The sequence below is a fragment of the Paenibacillus sp. FSL R7-0026 genome (genome assembly GCF_038004485.1).
In the GTDB taxonomy this organism is placed as follows: Bacteria; Bacillota; Bacilli; order Paenibacillales; family Paenibacillaceae; genus Paenibacillus; species Paenibacillus xylanexedens_A.
Genome location: NZ_JBBORG010000001.1, coordinates 6,379,587 through 6,397,166 on the forward strand (window position 1 = coordinate 6,379,587; position 17,580 = coordinate 6,397,166).

At 46.8% G+C, this 17,580-nt stretch carries 17 protein-coding genes; 7 read left to right on the top strand and 10 right to left on the bottom strand.

The genetic code is table 11. The features are described 5' to 3' along the window. Positions 1-24: 24 nt before the first annotated feature. The 3 genes from rlmN to greA form a co-directional block, all read right to left on the bottom strand. Complete coding sequence (gene rlmN / locus MKY44_RS27955) at positions 25-1,119, bottom strand: 23S rRNA (adenine(2503)-C(2))-methyltransferase RlmN (RefSeq protein ID WP_341009556.1); 1,095 nt, start codon at positions 1,117-1,119, stop codon at positions 25-27. Positions 1,120-1,298: 179 nt separating this feature from the next. Next, positions 1,299-2,654: a sodium-dependent transporter gene (locus MKY44_RS27960; RefSeq protein WP_091035609.1), complete on the bottom strand. Its 1,356-nt coding sequence runs from the start codon at positions 2,652-2,654 to the stop codon at positions 1,299-1,301. A 283-nt stretch (positions 2,655-2,937) separates the two neighbouring features. After that, entirely contained in the window at positions 2,938-3,414 is a 477-nt protein-coding gene (gene greA / locus MKY44_RS27965) for a transcription elongation factor GreA (protein ID WP_341009558.1), read from the bottom strand. Between the two features lie 265 nt (positions 3,415-3,679). On the opposite strand from greA, the gene MKY44_RS27970 reads away from it, so the two are divergent. Both MKY44_RS27970 and MKY44_RS27975 read left to right on the top strand, forming a co-directional pair. Next, a complete protein-coding gene (locus MKY44_RS27970; protein WP_341009559.1) occupies positions 3,680-4,552 on the top strand; it encodes an arylamine N-acetyltransferase family protein in 873 nt (290 codons plus the stop codon). A 160-nt stretch (positions 4,553-4,712) separates the two neighbouring features. Next, complete coding sequence (locus tag MKY44_RS27975; RefSeq protein WP_341009561.1) at positions 4,713-5,399, top strand: 4'-phosphopantetheinyl transferase family protein; 687 nt, start codon at positions 4,713-4,715, stop codon at positions 5,397-5,399. A gap of 168 nt (positions 5,400-5,567) precedes the next feature. Here the strand turns inward: MKY44_RS27975 and MKY44_RS27980 are convergent, their stop codons facing one another. Then, positions 5,568-6,314, bottom strand: coding sequence for a Bax inhibitor-1/YccA family protein (locus tag MKY44_RS27980; RefSeq protein WP_310339472.1), 747 nt, complete (start codon positions 6,312-6,314; stop codon positions 5,568-5,570). Between the two features lie 207 nt (positions 6,315-6,521). After that, positions 6,522-6,878, bottom strand: coding sequence for a nucleotide excision repair endonuclease (locus MKY44_RS27985; protein WP_278297627.1), 357 nt, complete (start codon positions 6,876-6,878; stop codon positions 6,522-6,524). A 673-nt stretch (positions 6,879-7,551) separates the two neighbouring features. Here MKY44_RS27985 and pdxR point away from each other — a divergent pair. Genes pdxR through MKY44_RS28000 form a run of 3 tightly spaced genes read left to right on the top strand, consistent with a single transcriptional unit; the run spans position 7,552 to position 10,391 of the window. Then, positions 7,552-9,003 carry a MocR-like pyridoxine biosynthesis transcription factor PdxR gene (gene pdxR, locus MKY44_RS27990; RefSeq protein WP_341009563.1) on the top strand — a complete coding sequence of 484 codons (1,452 nt, stop codon included), beginning with the start codon at positions 7,552-7,554 and terminating at the stop codon, positions 9,001-9,003. Between the two features lie 12 nt (positions 9,004-9,015). Continuing rightward, entirely contained in the window at positions 9,016-9,936 is a 921-nt protein-coding gene (locus tag MKY44_RS27995) for a D-alanine--D-alanine ligase (RefSeq protein WP_341009564.1), read from the top strand. After that, complete coding sequence (locus tag MKY44_RS28000; protein ID WP_341009565.1) at positions 9,933-10,391, top strand: GNAT family N-acetyltransferase; 459 nt, start codon at positions 9,933-9,935, stop codon at positions 10,389-10,391. The genes MKY44_RS27995 and MKY44_RS28000 overlap by 4 nt, the downstream gene beginning before the upstream one ends. Before the next feature lie 128 nt (positions 10,392-10,519). Here MKY44_RS28000 and MKY44_RS28005 read toward each other — a convergent pair whose 3' ends face one another. The 5 genes from MKY44_RS28005 to MKY44_RS28025 all read right to left on the bottom strand — a co-directional run bounded on the left by MKY44_RS28005 (position 10,520) and on the right by MKY44_RS28025 (position 15,606). Then, positions 10,520-11,305: a glucose 1-dehydrogenase gene (locus MKY44_RS28005; protein ID WP_341009566.1), complete on the bottom strand. Its 786-nt coding sequence runs from the start codon at positions 11,303-11,305 to the stop codon at positions 10,520-10,522. A gap of 143 nt (positions 11,306-11,448) precedes the next feature. Further along, positions 11,449-12,912 (bottom strand): GNAT family N-acetyltransferase, encoded by a 1,464-nt coding sequence (locus tag MKY44_RS28010; protein WP_341009567.1) that lies wholly within the window; start codon positions 12,910-12,912, stop codon positions 11,449-11,451. A 244-nt stretch (positions 12,913-13,156) separates the two neighbouring features. Then, positions 13,157-14,665 (bottom strand): copper amine oxidase N-terminal domain-containing protein, encoded by a 1,509-nt coding sequence (locus MKY44_RS28015; RefSeq protein ID WP_076251974.1) that lies wholly within the window; start codon positions 14,663-14,665, stop codon positions 13,157-13,159. 208 nt (positions 14,666-14,873) lie between these two features. After that, positions 14,874-15,002, bottom strand: coding sequence for a hypothetical protein (locus MKY44_RS28020; protein WP_017691584.1), 129 nt, complete (start codon positions 15,000-15,002; stop codon positions 14,874-14,876). A 136-nt stretch (positions 15,003-15,138) separates the two neighbouring features. Then, positions 15,139-15,606 carry a DUF1877 family protein gene (locus MKY44_RS28025; protein ID WP_341009568.1) on the bottom strand — a complete coding sequence of 156 codons (468 nt, stop codon included), beginning with the start codon at positions 15,604-15,606 and terminating at the stop codon, positions 15,139-15,141. Between the two features lie 96 nt (positions 15,607-15,702). Between MKY44_RS28025 and MKY44_RS28030 the strand changes: the two genes are divergently transcribed. Both MKY44_RS28030 and MKY44_RS28035 read left to right on the top strand, forming a co-directional pair. Continuing rightward, on the top strand, positions 15,703-16,167 hold the full coding sequence (locus MKY44_RS28030) for a DUF4385 domain-containing protein (RefSeq protein WP_047840920.1): 465 nt from the start codon (positions 15,703-15,705) through the stop codon (positions 16,165-16,167). Between the two features lie 104 nt (positions 16,168-16,271). Continuing rightward, on the top strand, positions 16,272-17,579 hold the full coding sequence (locus MKY44_RS28035) for a VWA domain-containing protein (RefSeq protein WP_341009569.1): 1,308 nt from the start codon (positions 16,272-16,274) through the stop codon (positions 17,577-17,579). The last annotated feature ends 1 nt before the right edge of the window (position 17,580 follow it).

Consider the following 17,580-nt stretch of genomic DNA (forward strand, 5'->3'; position numbering starts at 1 on the left):
TACCTGCCAGCTCCGCGTTGTATCTTATCCCAGTGCCAGACGGTCTGGCTCGGATTCGGCAGCTTTGTTCTTCATTTGTTTACTGCGCAACTGTCCGCAAGCAGCATCGATATCCGTACCATGTTCCATACGTACAGTGGAGTTGATGTTGTTCTTTTTGAGCGTATCATAGAAGCCCAGAATCGATTCTTCTGTACTCCGTTGATACTGACTGTGCTCATCCACCGGGTTGTATGGAATCAGATTCACACTGACCATACTTCTGCGGCTGGACAACAGTTCAGCCAACTCCGCGGCATGCTCACGCTGATCGTTAACATCACGTAGCAAGATGTACTCAAACATGATGCGTTTGTTCGTTGTAGCCAGATAATAATCCACCGCATCCATCAATTGCTCAATCGGGAAAGCCCGGTTGATCTTCATGATGTGCGTACGCAGTTCATTATTAGGTGCATGCAGAGAGATTGCCAGGTTAACCTGCAGACTGCTGTCTGCAAATTCCTTGATTTTATCCGGAAGGCCACTCGTGGATACAGTAATCCGTTTGGCGGCCAAAGCCAGTCCTTTGCGATCCTTGATGACTTCGATAAAATCACTCATGTGCTGGAAGTTGTCGAATGGTTCACCAATCCCCATCACCACCACGTTGGTTACCCGTTCGTCTTGACCCGCTGCATCCAGATGTCGCTGCACATGCATAATCTGTTCCACAATCTCTCCAGCGGTCAGGTCACGGCTCTTCTTGATCAGACCGCTCGCACAGAAGCTACAGCCAATATTACAGCCCACTTGTGTGGTCACACAGACGGTAAGTCCGTATTTTTGCCGCATCAATACGGTCTCAATCAGGTTGCCGTCCTGCATCCGAAGCAGAAACTTCACGGTACCATCTGCCGATTCCTGCTTCACATGTTCGCTAAGAGAGTTCATTGTGAAGTACTCGGAGAGTACATCCAGACATTCCTGACGGACATCGGTCATTGCGGGGAAATCGTGTACACGCTCTTGATATAACCATTCCCAGATCCGGGATGCACGGGATTTTTTCTGCCCATGCTCCGGCAGCCAGGAACGTAATTGCTCTAATGTTAATCCATATATGGATGATTTGTTCATTGTATAATCCTCTTTTCGCAAAAAAGCATATGGCTTATCGGTCCTACCCAAAAAACCTCTACTCCGTATTGTCCCAAAATTGTCGAGGGAAAACAAGGGCTTTTGCATTTCTTCCAAGAGGTTTTATCCATGGTAAATCTGCACAACAGAACATTTTTCACCCTATCGGGTCTTCAACATTAGAAGTGAATGATACCGGATGTGTGCAGTAGAACCAGCAGAACCAGGATCGGAGCTACGTAACGCAGCATGAACAGCCACACCCGGAACCATCCGGAACGCAGACCGGAAGCTTCAGCAGCCGTTTTCCAGAAGTATCCGGCAAAAATCGTCACAAGCAGTCCACCTACAGGCAGCAAGATGTTGGATGCTACAAAGTCCATCCAGTCGAACACACTCTTCGATCCAATCGTCCATTCAGGCTGCAAGCCGAGCGACAATACCGAAGGAAGTCCCACGATAAAGACCGCTAGCGAGATAACCCATACCGCACGACTGCGGCTCCAGGACAAACGTTCCATGAAATATTTCACCGGAACTTCCAGCAAGGATACTGCTGACGTCAATGCCGCAATAGCCAGCAGGATGAAGAACAGTCCGCCAAACAAGAAGCCAAGTGGCATCGCTGAGAAGGCCGCAGGAAGTGCCACAAAGATCAGTGACGGTCCTTGGTCCGGTGCAATACCAAACGAGAATGTTGTTGGGAAGATGATCAGACCCGCAATGAATGCATAGATCAGGTCACCTGCACCAACGGCGACGGTTGCCGCACCGAGGGATTGGTTTTTATCCACATACGAACCGTAGGTTACAAGAATACCCATCCCGAGGGACAGGGAGAAAAAGGCATGTCCAAGCGCCACTAATGCGGATTCCGTTGTAAGCTGTGAGAAGTCCGGATTCAGGAAGAAGGAAACCCCAGCTCCCGCACCCGGCAATGTAACTGCACGAATCATCAGGATAATGAGCAGTACCAACATCGCTGGAATTAGTACCTTGTTGAACTTCTCGATTCCGTTAGATACCCCTTTGGCAACAATCCAGCCTGTGATCAGAACTGAAACCAGTTGCCATACAATCGGCATATAGCCACCTATGAAGGAATTGAACTGTCCGGCATAATCCGGATTGTTGAACAATGTTCCACTGAATGACGTAATTGCATATTGCAAGGTCCAGCCTGCAATAATGACATAAAAGGACAGGATGATAAACGGCGTCAATACTTGCAGCAATCCGGCTGCGAGCCAACCCTTATGTCCACCCGCTTTGATAAAAGCAGTAGCTGCACTACCTCTGCCACTGCGACCAATCGCGAGTTCAGCCAGGAGCACTGGCAAACCGATGAGCAGCAAACAGACGATGAAGAGCAGGAAAAACGCAGCCCCTCCGTTTTCACCCGTAATGTACGGGAATTTCCACATGTTGCCCAGACCGACCGAACTACCAATGGCCGCCAGGATAAATCCAGCTTGGGAGAACCGCTCTCCTTTGCCAGCGTTGTCTTGATCTAGATTAGGCTTACTAAAATTCATCGTATCTACTCCATCACTTTAAAGTTTTCCCGTAATTATATACTACTCACCTTGTCAGGTCATTCGAAATTCGAAATTTGTCGAAATGTTATTTTTTTACATATAAAACACACGGAAATCTTCATCTCATAAGTTCCTTAAACACAGTATGTGATAAAGTCCGTTAGTCCAACCGTATGAAATTTCAACAAATCCGTATTCCCAACCGTTCAAAGCCCAATAGAATCAAAAAGAGGTGTCCCCTCAGCCACTTGGATGACTGCGGAGCACCTCTCTTTTTAAATTACACTTTAATTTGAAGTAACTCGTACTTGATAACGCCCATCGGAGCATTGACATGAATGACGCTGCCCACTTCTTTGCCCATTATCTCCTTGCCCAGCGGGCTCTCGTACGAAATTTTATTATCCGCAACATCGGCCTCGGCAGGACCAACCACTTTATATTCAATCTTCTCAGCGAATTCGATATCATTGAGCAATACAGTGGAACCTACACCCACTTTGGTAGCATCCATGTTCTCGGATGTGATGACTTTGGCGTTTTTCAGCATCTTCTCCACGATCAGAATCCGGGTCTCCATAAAAGCCTGATCATCTTTGGCTGAATGATACTCACTATTTTCCTTCAGGTCACCGTAACTGATCGCGAGTTTCAGACGCTCAGCCAGTTCCTTACGCTTCACTGTCTTCAATTCCCTCAGTTCGTCCTCCAGCTTTTCCAAGCCTTCCTGTGTCAAAATCACTTCTTCATTAGCCATTTTTCCATCTCCTAATCCTGCTATCTATCTATATTCTAACCTATATCCACTCCAAAGGGTTAGCATACCCCGGAAAAAGAAATAGCTCATCCATATATTGTATTTCAATATCATCGTAACCATGATTATCTCTTGAGATGATTTTATAAAGCTATCCTATGAATTGTACCGTTACAATCTGCTCAACTGATGATGTTGTTTTTATCCGTTCACTTTTACAATGAACTCAGGGCTGCAGCCCACTATATGACGTGAGGTGATCTGAATGATTGAACTATTGAATACAGCTGAAATACAGGCCTATCTGAAACGGATCGGCATAGATCATATAAAGAAACCTACACTGGAATTCTTATTTGAACTCCAGCGAGCACATGTGCAATATTTATCCTGGCAAACGGTCGATATTTTTGCAGGTCGTCCTGCGGAAATCGGTCTTCAAGATTCAATTCAGCTTATATTACAGGGACGCAGCGGCTACTGCTTTCATCTAAATGGTGCATTTAGTGTTCTTCTCCGCTCGCTAGGTTATACGGTTGATTGGCATCGCGGCGGAGTACAGCCTCATGGGGAACAACCCCGTGTGAACTCATTCCATCTCGGTCTATCTGTGCTTCTGGCGGATGCTGACCCGACAGTTGAGCGCTGGATTGTAGATGTAGGTCTCGGCGGAATGCCCTTTGAACCTCTACCCCTTCGTTATGGAATTTATGGTTCAGCTCCGTTCATGTACCAATTGATGCCATCATCTGTTGCTGCTGGGGGATGGCGGCTTGAGTACGAGCCGAACGGGCCAAGTGAAGGAGTCGACTATGCTCCCGAGGTAGTCCACGATCTGGGGGAGTTTATTTCCAAACATGAATTCTACAGCCAGGCGGCCGAATCACCTTGGCATAACGTATTTTTGCTTCGTCAGCGGGATGAGAACCGCAGTCATGAACTACGTGGATGTATGCTTCGAACACATGATATCGAAGGAATCCGGAAAACGGAGATCCAGAATTATACCGAGTGGCGTAACGTGTTAACTGAACTATTCCATGAACCCTTGGTGAATTACAGCGAACTGGAATGCCAAGATATGTGGGATCGAGTGCAGGCTGCACATACGGAATGGAAACAAGCCCAAGAAGCATGAAGATAAAGATGCATAACCTGAGGCCTTAACATGAAAAGCGAGACAATCGGCTTGCTTGTTAGGGGTATCTGTATAGTGATGATTTGGGAGGATGAGTTGAGGGGACGTTCCATATAAAGGAAAGTTATTAGTCCACGCCGAATACGTACTCAGGTGATAAATGATGATAACTATTCGTGTACTCCAAGTTCCAGAAGTATTGCCCGAGGCGTACTGGAACCACTTTTTGTCGCAAGTTTCTGCCGAGCGACGTGCTCAGGCTTCGCGTTTTGTGCGTCAGGCTGACGCGTATCGCTCCGTGCTGGGAGAGATATTGACTCGTGTGACTTTGAGCAAGTTAACTCGACTGAGACCTGCTGAGCTTTCCTTTACCCGTAATTCCTACGGCAAACCTTCGCTCAGTCACCATTCGGATGTACAATTCAACGTCTCCCATTCTGGCGATTGGATTGCGCTGATCTCTGGCAGTACAGATGAACTGGGCGTGGATGTGGAAAAAATAGCTCCAATTGACATGCAGATTGCTGAGCGTTTCTTCTCTCCTAAGGAGAGCCAGTTCTTGGCTGCCAAGCCTGACGATCGTCGGCTGGAAACCTTCTACCGTCTATGGACGCTGAAGGAAAGTTATATCAAGGCAGTGGGTATGGGGTTGTCCATGCCACTGGACTCCTTCGCCATCCTTCCCAATGAGCGGGAAGATTGGCATTGCGAGCAGGCCGGGACATATCTCTTTATCAGTCAGCGACTGGATGATGGACATATGCTGGCAGCATGTTCAGCTGGGGGAGAGCTGCCGAGCAAGCCGGAAATTGTAACCTTGGAGGATCTGTATACAGAGTTAGTATAGAGGGTGCTGGGCCTAAACGAATTGGAATCAGTTGAGTTTTGTAACAGACCTCCATCAAGAAAACCCTGGCTAATGTTAATCAAAAAAAGCTAACGACGTGAGTATCACGCGTTAGCTTTTTAGCTTTAAATTTACAATCCGTTTACGTCTCTAACGTATTGAATAGGACTAGTCCCGGCTCCGCAATTTGCCAAGCAGACGGATGATCTCAATGTACAGCCATACCAGCGTCACCATCAATCCAAATGCACCGTACCACTCCATATACTTGGGCGCACCACGTTCAGCACCACCCTCGATGAAGTCGAAATCAAGGACGAGATTGAGGGCAGCCACAATGACGATAACGACCGAAATACCGATGCCGATCAAGCTGTTATCATGCAGATAAGGAATCGAAATGCCGAAGAAACCCAGTACAAAGCTCAACAGATACATGATCATGATACCGCCGGTTGCAGCCACGACTCCTAGCTTGAAGTTCTCCGTAGCTTTGATCAATCTGGTTTTGTATGCCATCAGCAGGGCGATGAATACAGCCATGGTCAACAGGGCCGCCTGCAAGGTAATTCCGTTATACAGTGACTCATAGGTTGCTGAGAGTGCGCCCAGGAATAGCCCTTCTGCCACGGCATAGACGGGTACCAGATAAGGTGCAGCTACAGGTTTGAACGAAATGACAAGTGCCAGAATGAAACCAACGATTAATCCGCCATAAGCAAGCGGCATCACTTGTTGTCCGTTAAAGAACATCATCCATGTTGCAAATGCACTGCCCAGTAGAATCACAAGCGTAATAAACGCTTTGTTCACCGTGCCGTTGATCGTCATGTAATTCTGATACCGATCTTCTCCATATCCTCTGTTTTCAAACGTGCTGTCTTTAAGTGTAGGGTTACCGCTACGACCGATCAACACAATCACCTCTTCATATGTATTTGGTATATCTGTGATACTAAGCTTGGGCGTACTACGTTTCAATTCTACAAGCTACTCCCTCGAAAATATCGGGATGGCACCAGAAGGAATCGGATGTAATCCTTCGATTGCATCCTTACCCACTGGCGCAACACTTAGGACATATGTCCCACACATTGCATGTTCATGTGCTTTTTAAACGTCTTATTTGTACAAGACTTTATCTACATTGTATTTCGCACGCATCGTGTTGATGATATAGGTCTCGTAAATTTCACGATCTACTGGATCTTCAATCACGCATACTTCAATCTTCGTTACTTCCTCGCGGTGATTCTTGATTGGTGATACAGTGTCTTCAAAATGCTTTTTGATACGTGGTCTTAATTTTCGTGCTTTCCCGACAAATAACAATTCTCCAGCGGCATTGTAAAACATGAAAATCCCGCCTAGTTCCCGGGTAATCAGGTGAAAATCAGTAAATCCATAAATGTGGCTAAGCTGTGGATCAACCTGCTTTGTGATGGTTACATCCGGTGTTGGCACGGTAATATTAATCAATAGGCTCACTTCCTCATTATCTATAGGTTTACATCCTATCACATATTATAAAGGGACACCATTTCAATCTATATGAAGTACAATTCACGCAATTTTCGCTATTACGACAAATATTTCAAAAAAAAGGTTAACTTCCCTGATTCAAAGTGGTACTATAGGGGTATGAGGAAGAAATTGGGCACTGAGACATACGTCTTTATATCTACCTCCGTCTATTGTACCCTATGATTGAAACTCTTTTTCATGCTGAATTCTGTTACGTGATCACGACAAGAGTACAGTTAGCAAGAACCCTAGCTTATAGATTGTGGATTCATCATCTAATCGACCCTTGCAGCAAGCAAACCTAGAAAGACCTAGATTCATGATTCACTGTAGATTTTAAGTATCACCTAGAAAGCCTGCAATTATAGTCGTACTGAAGTTAATAGACACACGTAGAAGGTCAGATAGCTATCGATCCTAGAGAGACTAGTCATGCAATACAACTGTAGAAATTATAGCAGCAGTACTATAGAAAATGGATCAAGTTTCACCACCAGGCCCCGGCATACTGCCAGGGCTTTTTTGCGTTTGTGCGAACAACCAACCACACGCTCAGGTAAACAGAGGTATCGTGGTTCTTTCTGCGGGGTTTATAATATGGCAAGATACCAGTAGAGGGAGTGATGGGATGTATTCCGATCTGCAACTGACGGAGGACCGCCCTGTATATATACAAGTCAAAGATTATATGAAGCGATTGATGCTCAAAGGCGGCCTGCAAGCCAAACAAAAACTGCCCTCGACCCGTGAACTCAGCACACTTATGAAGGTTAGTCGCAGTACGGTCCTGCTCGCTTATGCCGAGCTTGAAGATGAGGGACTGATCTATGCAGTCAAAGGCAAGGGCAATTACGTCAGTGCCTCCATCGAAACACCTGAGGCAGCAGCAAGCTGGAAACTGGACTGGACAACAGAGGTAAGCGAGTATGCCATTCAGGCAGAGCAGTACGATCTGATGAAGCATGGCTCCGGAGCAGAGCGCGGCGAAATATCGTTTACCAGCATAGCACCGGATGAAAAGCTGTTTGATCTGCACAACGTGAAACGGGCTTTTCTGGATCGCATGTCACTTGAAGGCGAAGTACTGCTGAATTACGGATATGCGCAAGGATACAGACCGCTGATGAACTATTTACTACGTTATATGGAGAACAAAGGTGTCGACCTCCGTGGCAAAGACATCCTGATCACCAACGGATTCACGGAAGGTTTCGATCTGGTGCTTGGAGCGTTGCGCAAAAAAAGCGGAAAAGCGCTCTGTGAGAATCCAACGCACCACACGGCGATCAAAAACCTAAAGTTGCACCAGTTCCACCTGACCGGTGTGAACATGGAGCCAGATGGCTTGGACTTGAAGCAACTGGAACATGAACTTGAGGCAAGTCCATATGATCTGGCATATCTCGTGCCCTCCTATCACAATCCAACCGGGATTGTGACGTCCCCTGCAAAACGGGTAGAGATCATCCGGTTGATGAACAAGTATGAGGTACCCATCATTGAGGACGGATTCAATGAAGAATTGCGCTATTCCGGTTCCCACGTATCTCCCCTGATCGCCAGCATGGGCAAAGGCAATGGACTGGTGTATCTGGGCAGCTTCTCCAAAGTCCTGTTCCCAGGTCTGCGGGTAGGTTGGATTATTGCGGATGCGGCGCTGATTGATTATCTGGAGAGTATGAAGCGGGCACGCAGCATCCATACCTCGACGCTGGATCAATCGTTATTGTATCAATATCTGAGCAACGGTAATTTCGAGAAATATTTGAAGCGAGCCCGCACGGAGTATAAGCGAAAATACGAATTGGTTGTGCGTTGCCTGAAGCAGCATCTGCCAATGTGCCGGATTTCCGGTGCGGGTGGTCTGCATCTGTTCGTGCAGTTCCCGTCCGAATACAGAACCCGTGAACTGCTGGCGGCCTGTAAAGTAAAAGGTGTAACGTTCACACCAGGGGATACTTTTTATCTGGAACCCGGTCAGGGTGTAAACACAATGCGTCTGGGTTTCTCCAGAGTCAGCGATGAGAATATACGTAAAGGCATTCGCATCATTGGCGAGACAGCAGCTCAAATGAGATAAGGAGGATTTCACATGAAAGTTGGCGTGATTATGGGCGGTACATCTTCAGAGCGGGATATTTCACTGCTCACCGGACAGGAGATGATTGCAAACCTAAATAAAGACAAATACGAGGTTGTACCCATTGAGCTGAATACCAAGCGCGATCTAATCGACAAGTCAGCGGGGATCGATGTGGCACTGCTTGCCCTGCATGGCAAATACGGCGAAGACGGTACGGTCCAAGGCACATTAGAATCTCTGGGTATTCCCTACACAGGCTGTGGTGTGCTGGCAAGTAGTGTATGTATGGATAAAGACATGTCCAAACAACTCATGCAGCATGCAGGTGTACTTACCGGAGAATGGCTGCGAGTGAGTCATATCGAGGAACTGTCCTCTATTGCTGTTCAACAATTAACGTACCCCGTGGTGGTCAAACCCAATTCAGGCGGTTCCAGCATCGGTACCCAAGTGTTGAAGGAAGCTTCCGCCCTGCCCGCTGCTGTAGAGGCTGCCCTCGCTTGGGATGCTACGGTCATGATTGAACAGTATATCGAAGGTGAAGAGATTACCTGTGCCATTCTGGATGGTAAGATGCTGCCGGTGATCTCCATTCGTTCGAACGCGGAGTTTTTCGATTATACTTCCAAATACGATGACCACGGGGCCGATGAGCAGGTTGTGCAATTGCCTTTGGAACTTCACAATCGCGTTGAAGCCGCCGCGTTGGCCTGCTATCAGGTGCTCAAATGCAGCGTCTACGCTCGCGTGGATATGATGATTCGGGAAGGCATGCCGTATGTGCTTGAAGTGAACACGCTGCCGGGTCTTACCCGTAACAGTCTGCTGCCCAAAAGTGCAGCCGCTGCAGGCATTTCTTTTGCAGAGCTGCTGGATACCATTATTGAACTTTCATTGAAGGAAAGACCCAAGGAGGATACAACATTATGAGTCTGGATGTGACGATTAGACATAGCTCCCCTACAGACCTGCAAGATATGGTCATTCTGATGGACCAACTTGGTTATCCCACCACGTACGCCGAGATGGAAGAGCGCTATACCCATATCTCTGCGGATGCAAACTTTACTACACTGGTTGCTGAAGCACGCGGACGCGTAGTTGGACTGATCGGATTACAGACGTCTTATCTATATGAAAAGAACGGAAGACACTGCCGCATCTTGGCATTGGTTGTACACGACCAGTTCAGGGGCTCAGGCATCGGCCGTCAGCTTATTCTTGAAGCTGAGCAATGGGCAGCCACGCATAACGTGGATTCCTTGTCTCTGAACAGTGGCAATCGCCCAGAACGTGAAGCTGCACATGAATTCTATCGCCAGATGGGCTTTATAGCCGGGAGTACAGGGTTTAGCAAAAAGCCGCAGATTCTACAGCACACTTAACCTGCGGATGATATGTTATCTCAAATATCACACCAAAAAAAGAACGCCCGTTTCCGCCAATGTGCGGAAACGGGCGTTCTTCAGTATATATCTATGTCGCATTGGTATGCTTTTTGATGATTATGGGATCAATATTTGGCTGACTGCGCACCATCAATCGGAATAATGGCTCCATTGATAAACGGTGCTTCGCCAGACAGCAGGAAGGCAACGAGACGCCCTACTTCCTTCGGTTCACCCAAGCGCTTCGCCGGGTTGTCCTTCACGAACTCTTTGGATGCTGACTCCCAGTCATTCGGATTGATCTGTTTGAACGAACCGATGACCATATCTGTCAGAATGGCTCCGGGTGCCACGGCATTAATACTGATTCCGTGCTCGGCGTATTCAATCGCCGCATCCTTAGTCATGCCAGCAACGGCATGTTTACTCGCTCCGTAGGCAATCTGGTTTGGCACTGCGCGAATGCCACCGACAGAGGACGTATTCACGATATAGCCTTCGCCCTGTTTTTTCATCACAGGCAGGACGTGTTTCAACCCATAGAATACACCCTTCAGGTTGATGTCGATGACTTTATTGAACATTTCCGTCTCGTAGTTCTCGATCAGGTTTTGCTTGCCTTCAATGCCTGCATTGTTGAAAAATGCATCGATACGTCCAAACTCATTGACCGTATCACTAACATACTTCCTCACAGCTTCTTCGTCCGCTACGTCACCTTCAATTAGCAGAAACTCGGCATTCTTCACCTCATCGGAGATTACACGTTTGGTCTCTTCCAGCGCCTTCATGTTCACATCCACCAAGGCAAGTTTCGCCCCTTCACTTGCAACTTCCACAGCTGCCGACCGGCCGAGACCGGAGCCACCGCCTGTAATCAGGACCACTTTACCCGCAAATCGTTCAGTCATAATCCATAGACCTCTCTTTGGTGTTTTGACATCCTCCATGCGTAAATACCCATTTCTTCATTTGCTCTAATCTAACGGGGAACAGTTACAGCCATCATCTCAACCGGATTAGTATGCTTCCGTACTGGCCCTGCTATTCGTCCTCAGGACTTCATAGCCTCATAGGCTGCAAGTAATTCCCTTACTTCTACTCCGTTGATCTTCATCCCGTTCACTTGACACTGTTCCAACTGTACTCCAGATAGATCGCAATCGATAAAACGACTTCCCCCAAGATCACAATGCGCCCACTGCATGGGTACACGGTCAGATCCAAGGTGTGTGTCTTGGAATTGAACGCCATCCAAAGCACAGAATTCAATCTTGCTGTCGGTTAGGCGTAAATCAGCTAGCAATATATTGGTCATATTTAGATTGGTAAATTTGCTCCCACTCAGGTTGCAGTCGGTAATCCGACTATTGGTCAGGTTACTGGTACTGTAACGAACCGAGTCCAGATTAAGTTGAACATATTCAACCACCGACTCACCCGAGTCCTTGGCTAATGTCTCATCACATGTTGGATCAAAAGAATCAACGGACCTGTTCTTCTCATATCCAAACTCATCCTCAGATGCATAGATACGAATATATCCCATTTTTTCGTAAAAATGATGATTATCCTGCTGCCGACCTGAGGTCTCCAGCTTCCAGATTTCAATCTGCGGAAATTCAGCCTCAATAAGCCTCATGACTTGAGTTCCCACGCCACGACCCTGGCATACGGGGTCAATATAGATCTTATCGATCCTGGCATGTTTTCGTCCAAGCACGTTAACACTCACTCCGCCAATAACACATCCGTCGGATTCTACAACATAATAATCCCATTCACGGATCACGTAACGATGCATGCGAACTGACGAATAATCAGGCGGGCATAGATTGCTATCGATATCCTTCTCATTATCCGCCCAGACTTTTATGACATGATCAAAAGCACGAGTACAAATCTCTGTAAGTACAACAGCATCTTCCTGCTGTGCTCGTCGTAAGCGAATTTCAGAATGTATCTGCTTCGGTTGCACTGGTTCGGTCTTTACTTTGAGCAGTTCAAAATAATCGTAGTTCTCCTGATCCACAAGTTTCCTGCGAGAGACATAACGGGACCCCGCATGCTCCAGAACTTTGCGTGACGGCTGGTTGAACGGCTTCACAATGCCCACGATACGATCCAGCAAGGTATGCTCAAATAAATATGCTGTTAGGGCATGCACCGCCTCTGTGATATATCCTTTATTCCGGTAATCCCGGGAGATAGCGTAGGCCACTTCACGGTCAGCCCGATCCAGCAGGTCATTTGAAAATACGCCACACCGACCAATGATACGCTGATCTTCATTGTGTACAACGGCAAGCAGGATGCGTACATCTTCCGGGTTGAACTGTTCGTAACTGCCAACGACAAATTGTAAGAATTCGCGCAACTGCTTCTCGGTCATCTTCCAATCTGGCAGGACATCCGTGATTTCAGGTTGTTGGGTTAATGCATACACGGCAGCCTCATCTTCAAGCGTAAATGGACGCAACGTAACGGAGTTTGAATGGATGAATAATTGACTTTTCATATACAACACCTCTGGGGATTTATTTAGGATGACACGACAAAGAGGAGCACCTCCAATAGAGGCACTCCCCGATCCGTTTCATCATTTCAGAAACGCCGAAGCTCCTCGTAATGGGTCAAAAGGACACACGTATCCCGTTCATGGTCAAACGGAATTTTTGCGGTGTTCTTTTCACGATCATTACGAGAAATCTGGCATACTCTGAAATCCCCTCTCATACTAAGGCTTACTTACAACGTCTCACTTAAGGACGGTCAATGTAAATCCAGCCTGTTTCTTGTTCTTTATCTACAGTAGCTCCAAGGGATTCAGCCATAAAGCGCAGCGGCACATACGTCTTGCCGTCCTTGCCAACATAGGCGGATTCCACCATGGTTACTTCTTTACCAGCAACAGTTGCCTTCTTGGAACCTACAGTCAGGACAATCTCATCACCAGTGATGTCGTCAATGACAACGATTTGGTTCGAGCCTTTGGTCCATTTCACTTCAGCATCCAATTCCTCAGACACGTAGCGAAGCGGAACAAATGTTGTATTCTTAACGGTGATCGCCCCAGCGTATTCATCATCCGGGAAGAGCACTACACTTTTACTCGTGATCCCAGCTTCATCTTTCAGCAATTGGTATGCCAGTGAATTGGAATCAAAATTGCGCAGCATCTGTCCAGGCGTAATATCATCCTTCATCAGATCCATAACGCCGCCCGATACATCCACTTCATCAACTGCAACTGTGCCACCGATATTCCACTGTTCACTGTCTCCACTTACGGTTACAGAGTTCACCGGCAGATCCTCAGAAGCAGGCAGCGCTACTTTCAGTTCAAAGTTTTGCTTGCGAATATCCAGCTTGCTGTCGAGATAAAAGTCCAATTTCAGTTTGGTTTCTGTGCCAAATACCGTTTTGAATTCAGGAGTCTCATTCAACAGGTTGTTCAGCTCCTGATCATAATTGACCAGCATACTGTCCAGTCCTACTTTGATGATGGCATACAGAGACGCAACGGCTTCATCTTTCGATTCAGGAACGATCGAATTCAGCGTGTCGTCTCCCCCACCTTCTACCTCATTCACAGCTTCCAGTACAGGGTAGAACACATCGTACAGATCTCCAATCAGGTCTTTCAGTCCTTGCTCATCCTTCGAAATACTCGTCAGGAACGGTTTAACCATGGCAAGCATCTCTTCACCACTAACTTCCAGATGCAGCTTGGAGAGGCTAAGTGCTTCGCCATTCACGGATTCCTGTACCGGTGTTACGGAGATGTTCTTCGGATTGGACAGATGCTTCAGGACAAAAGAGAACAATTTCGGGGAAATTTCCTCGAGTTGTTTCTCCAGAGCCTTCGTATCTACCATCGGAAGCGCCTGTGCATCCTGGAACGTATCCAGAGACATGTACAGCGGTTTCTGGGCTCCGTCCAGATCAATGACCAATTGGGACTCATTCATGGACACGTGGAAAGGTAACTTCGTTCCCTCCATGCTCAGTGTACCTTTGATCGATGCTGTCTTCGCATCTTTCATTTTGGCTTGATCAATATCCAGGGATATGGAGTTAATAAGTTCGATCATTTCAAGGTCTTTCTCTGTAGCAAATTCCTTAGCCGGTTCTATGTTTATATTCATGGATTGTCTGGATTCACCGGACTTGATACTCGCGCCATTGGCCATTGCTTTGCCAACGTCTACTCCACCCACAGCCTGACATCCTGTAAGAACAACCATTAAAAGTACTAGTGGCACTGCCATCCATTGGACTAACTTCCGATTCGTAATATGAACTCCTCCTTAGAAAAATATGGTTCATTTCCATTATGAAGGTATAGGTAATTCTTGTAAACGGATACGCAAAAAAATAAACCAAAAGGCCGGAGCATGTCCGACCTCTGGTCTATCTATATTTCAGCATATCGTATGTTTCGATAAAACATCCTGCTTCATTGTGCAATGCTGGGAGTTATTCTTGCTCCTGATCTTCTGCGAGTTTCTCATCCGTTTCTTCATCTTCCGCAGTTGCGGGAGTCTCGAATTGATCCGGCTCGTCCTCTTGAATCGCTTTGTTCTCTTCGTTCTGATCCTGTGTCATATCGCATTCCCTCTCTTCTACCGGATTGTCATGTCATCAAGGCCTGAGCCTTGTGTCTATCAATAACCCGAATAGGCACAGTTCAAACCTGCCTCAGTATCGGCCATAGAATTCCCATCATAATTTTAGTGCTCATTTAGAAAACATAAAAGATGATCCCGTTCCCACTTGCAGCCGTGGCCTGAAACAAGGCCTGGACATCATCCACAGTCTGAACGATCTCCTGAAATGTCTCTTCCGCATCCCAATCTTCCATGACAGGATAGACGCCTTCAGCGATCATTTGGTCCAGACTATACCGTTGCTTCAATTCCTCCGGTGTGAGCTGCTCCAATGCCATGTAGGCTTCCAGCACCTGCTCGTTACTAAGCCAAAATAGATCCATGTCCGAATAGTTTCCCACGTATTGCTCACCTGCGAGAGGCACCACATAACCGAGAGGTGGTTCCCCCTGTACCAGGTTACCGTTCAGTGTGAACTGCAGCATTTGCCATGTTTTATCGATATCCAGATCCACTGCACAATCATGCACACTAACCTCACCTGACTTGATGGATTCAACTAGCTCCTCAGTTACCACAAGATATCTGCCGGACATTCCCATACCGCTACCCCTCCTGTGTAATTCGTTCTGTTGTTCCCCATTAACCGTGCTTGTTGGTTCAGAATCGGGGTAATCCCTATCAAGGAGGGTGTATACATGAAAAAATTTGATTACAGTCTCAATTATGATGAGTTGGATCTGCGCAAACATCCTGAGCTGTACACCGTAGGCCGGGGTGAGCAGGGTGTTCTCATGGTTGAGCCCTACAAAGGCGAGATTCTACCACACTGGCGCTTCAAAACACCCGAGATTGCGACAGAGTCATCGGAGAAAATCTATGAGCTATTTTTGGAGTATAAGAAAAAGGGAGATTTCGTCGGTATGGATATGGCTCGCAAATTTCTCCAGATGGGTTATACACGGGCCAGACGGTATACAAATCACAAAGGAGGACGCAAATATTCGAAGGAGGATGGCTCAATCTTGCCCTATCAGAATGACAAGGTGAAGGCAGAAGCGGCAGCCATATTCAAAGCGCAATGGGAGATTGCGAAGACGGATCCAGACTATGTGAAAATGAAGAAGGAGCATCGGGAAAAGTACGAGTCTGATGAGGCGTAGGATCAACGGTGAAAAGATTGACTTATGGAAACATTTGTCTCAGAATCGATCTTGTTACTGTACATTTTCAACCATTATATTGGAGAAGAGAGGCGCATCCGATTATGACAGATTCGTTCTTCCACTTAAACACAGGCCAGAATATCAGTATCAACGAATCCACCCAACTTCAGGTAACCATTCAGAGTACATCATCTCCTTCTCCCTTGGATGTTAGCTGCTTTATGGTGAACGAAGAGGGAAAGGTCCCATCTGACGACTATTTTGTATTTTATAATCAGAAGGCCGATCCCCATCAAAGTGTACTTCTGCAACAGGCAGAGGAACTAAAATCCTCTTTTGTACTGGATACGAATCAATTACGGCAGGCTCCTGTGGAAAAATGTGTGTTTACGGCTACTCTGGATGCCGGAGGGACTTTCGCCGATGTTCAGGCATGTCAGGCGATTGTACAAGCTGGTTCCCAGCAGATCACCTATGAGATCACCCAGGTCACTGCGGAAACAGCTCTTATTCTCATTGAAATCTATAAGTATCGTGACGGGTTCAAAGTTCGTGCGATTGGACGAGGTTTCTTTGGTGGATTGCAGCCGCTGGCAGAGTCATTCGGTGTTGAAATTGAGAGTAACGACACCTCGGAAGCCGAACAAGTTCTTCTCACGGCACAAGCTGAAGTGGCAGCCGCCTCTCCAGAAGTCTTGGTACCTGATGCTGCACTAAACACGAATCATGCGCCGCTTAACCTGACCAAGATCGATCTCCTCAAGCGTAAAGTAACCCTCTCTCTGCAAAAGAAAAAGATCGAACCTATACAGGCACGTGTTGCCGTTGTATTTGATGCATCTGGCTCCATGTACCATTTGTATCGTAAAGGCATCGTGCAAGAAGCCTTCGAGCGTATCCTGGCGATTGCATCAGCATTTGATGATAACGGAGAGCTGGACGTCTGGTTCTTCGCCAAAGACTTCTTGCGTGCACCTAGCGTCACCGCCAGGGATTTCGAGAATTATATTGAACGCACATATACGCTGGGAAGCAAAGGCGGTACCAATAACGAACCTCCTGTGATGCAGGATGTCATTCGCAAATATACGATCGAGGAACCCGATGTGAAGATTCCAACGTATATTATCTTTTTTAGCGATGGTGGAGTCAGTCAAAAAGGGAAAATCATGCGGCTTATTACCGAAAGCTCAACCAAAAACCTGTTCTGGCAATTTGTTGGCCTAGGCCAAGCCAATTACGGTGTTCTTGAGAAACTCGATGACATGACTGGACGTTTCATCGATAATGCTGACTTTTTTGCTCTCGACGACATTTCCAAGATCAGCGATGAAGAATTGTACGATCGTCTCCTTACTGAATTTCCAGGTTGGATAAAGGAAGCTCGGGCCAAAGGCATTTTGGCCTAAA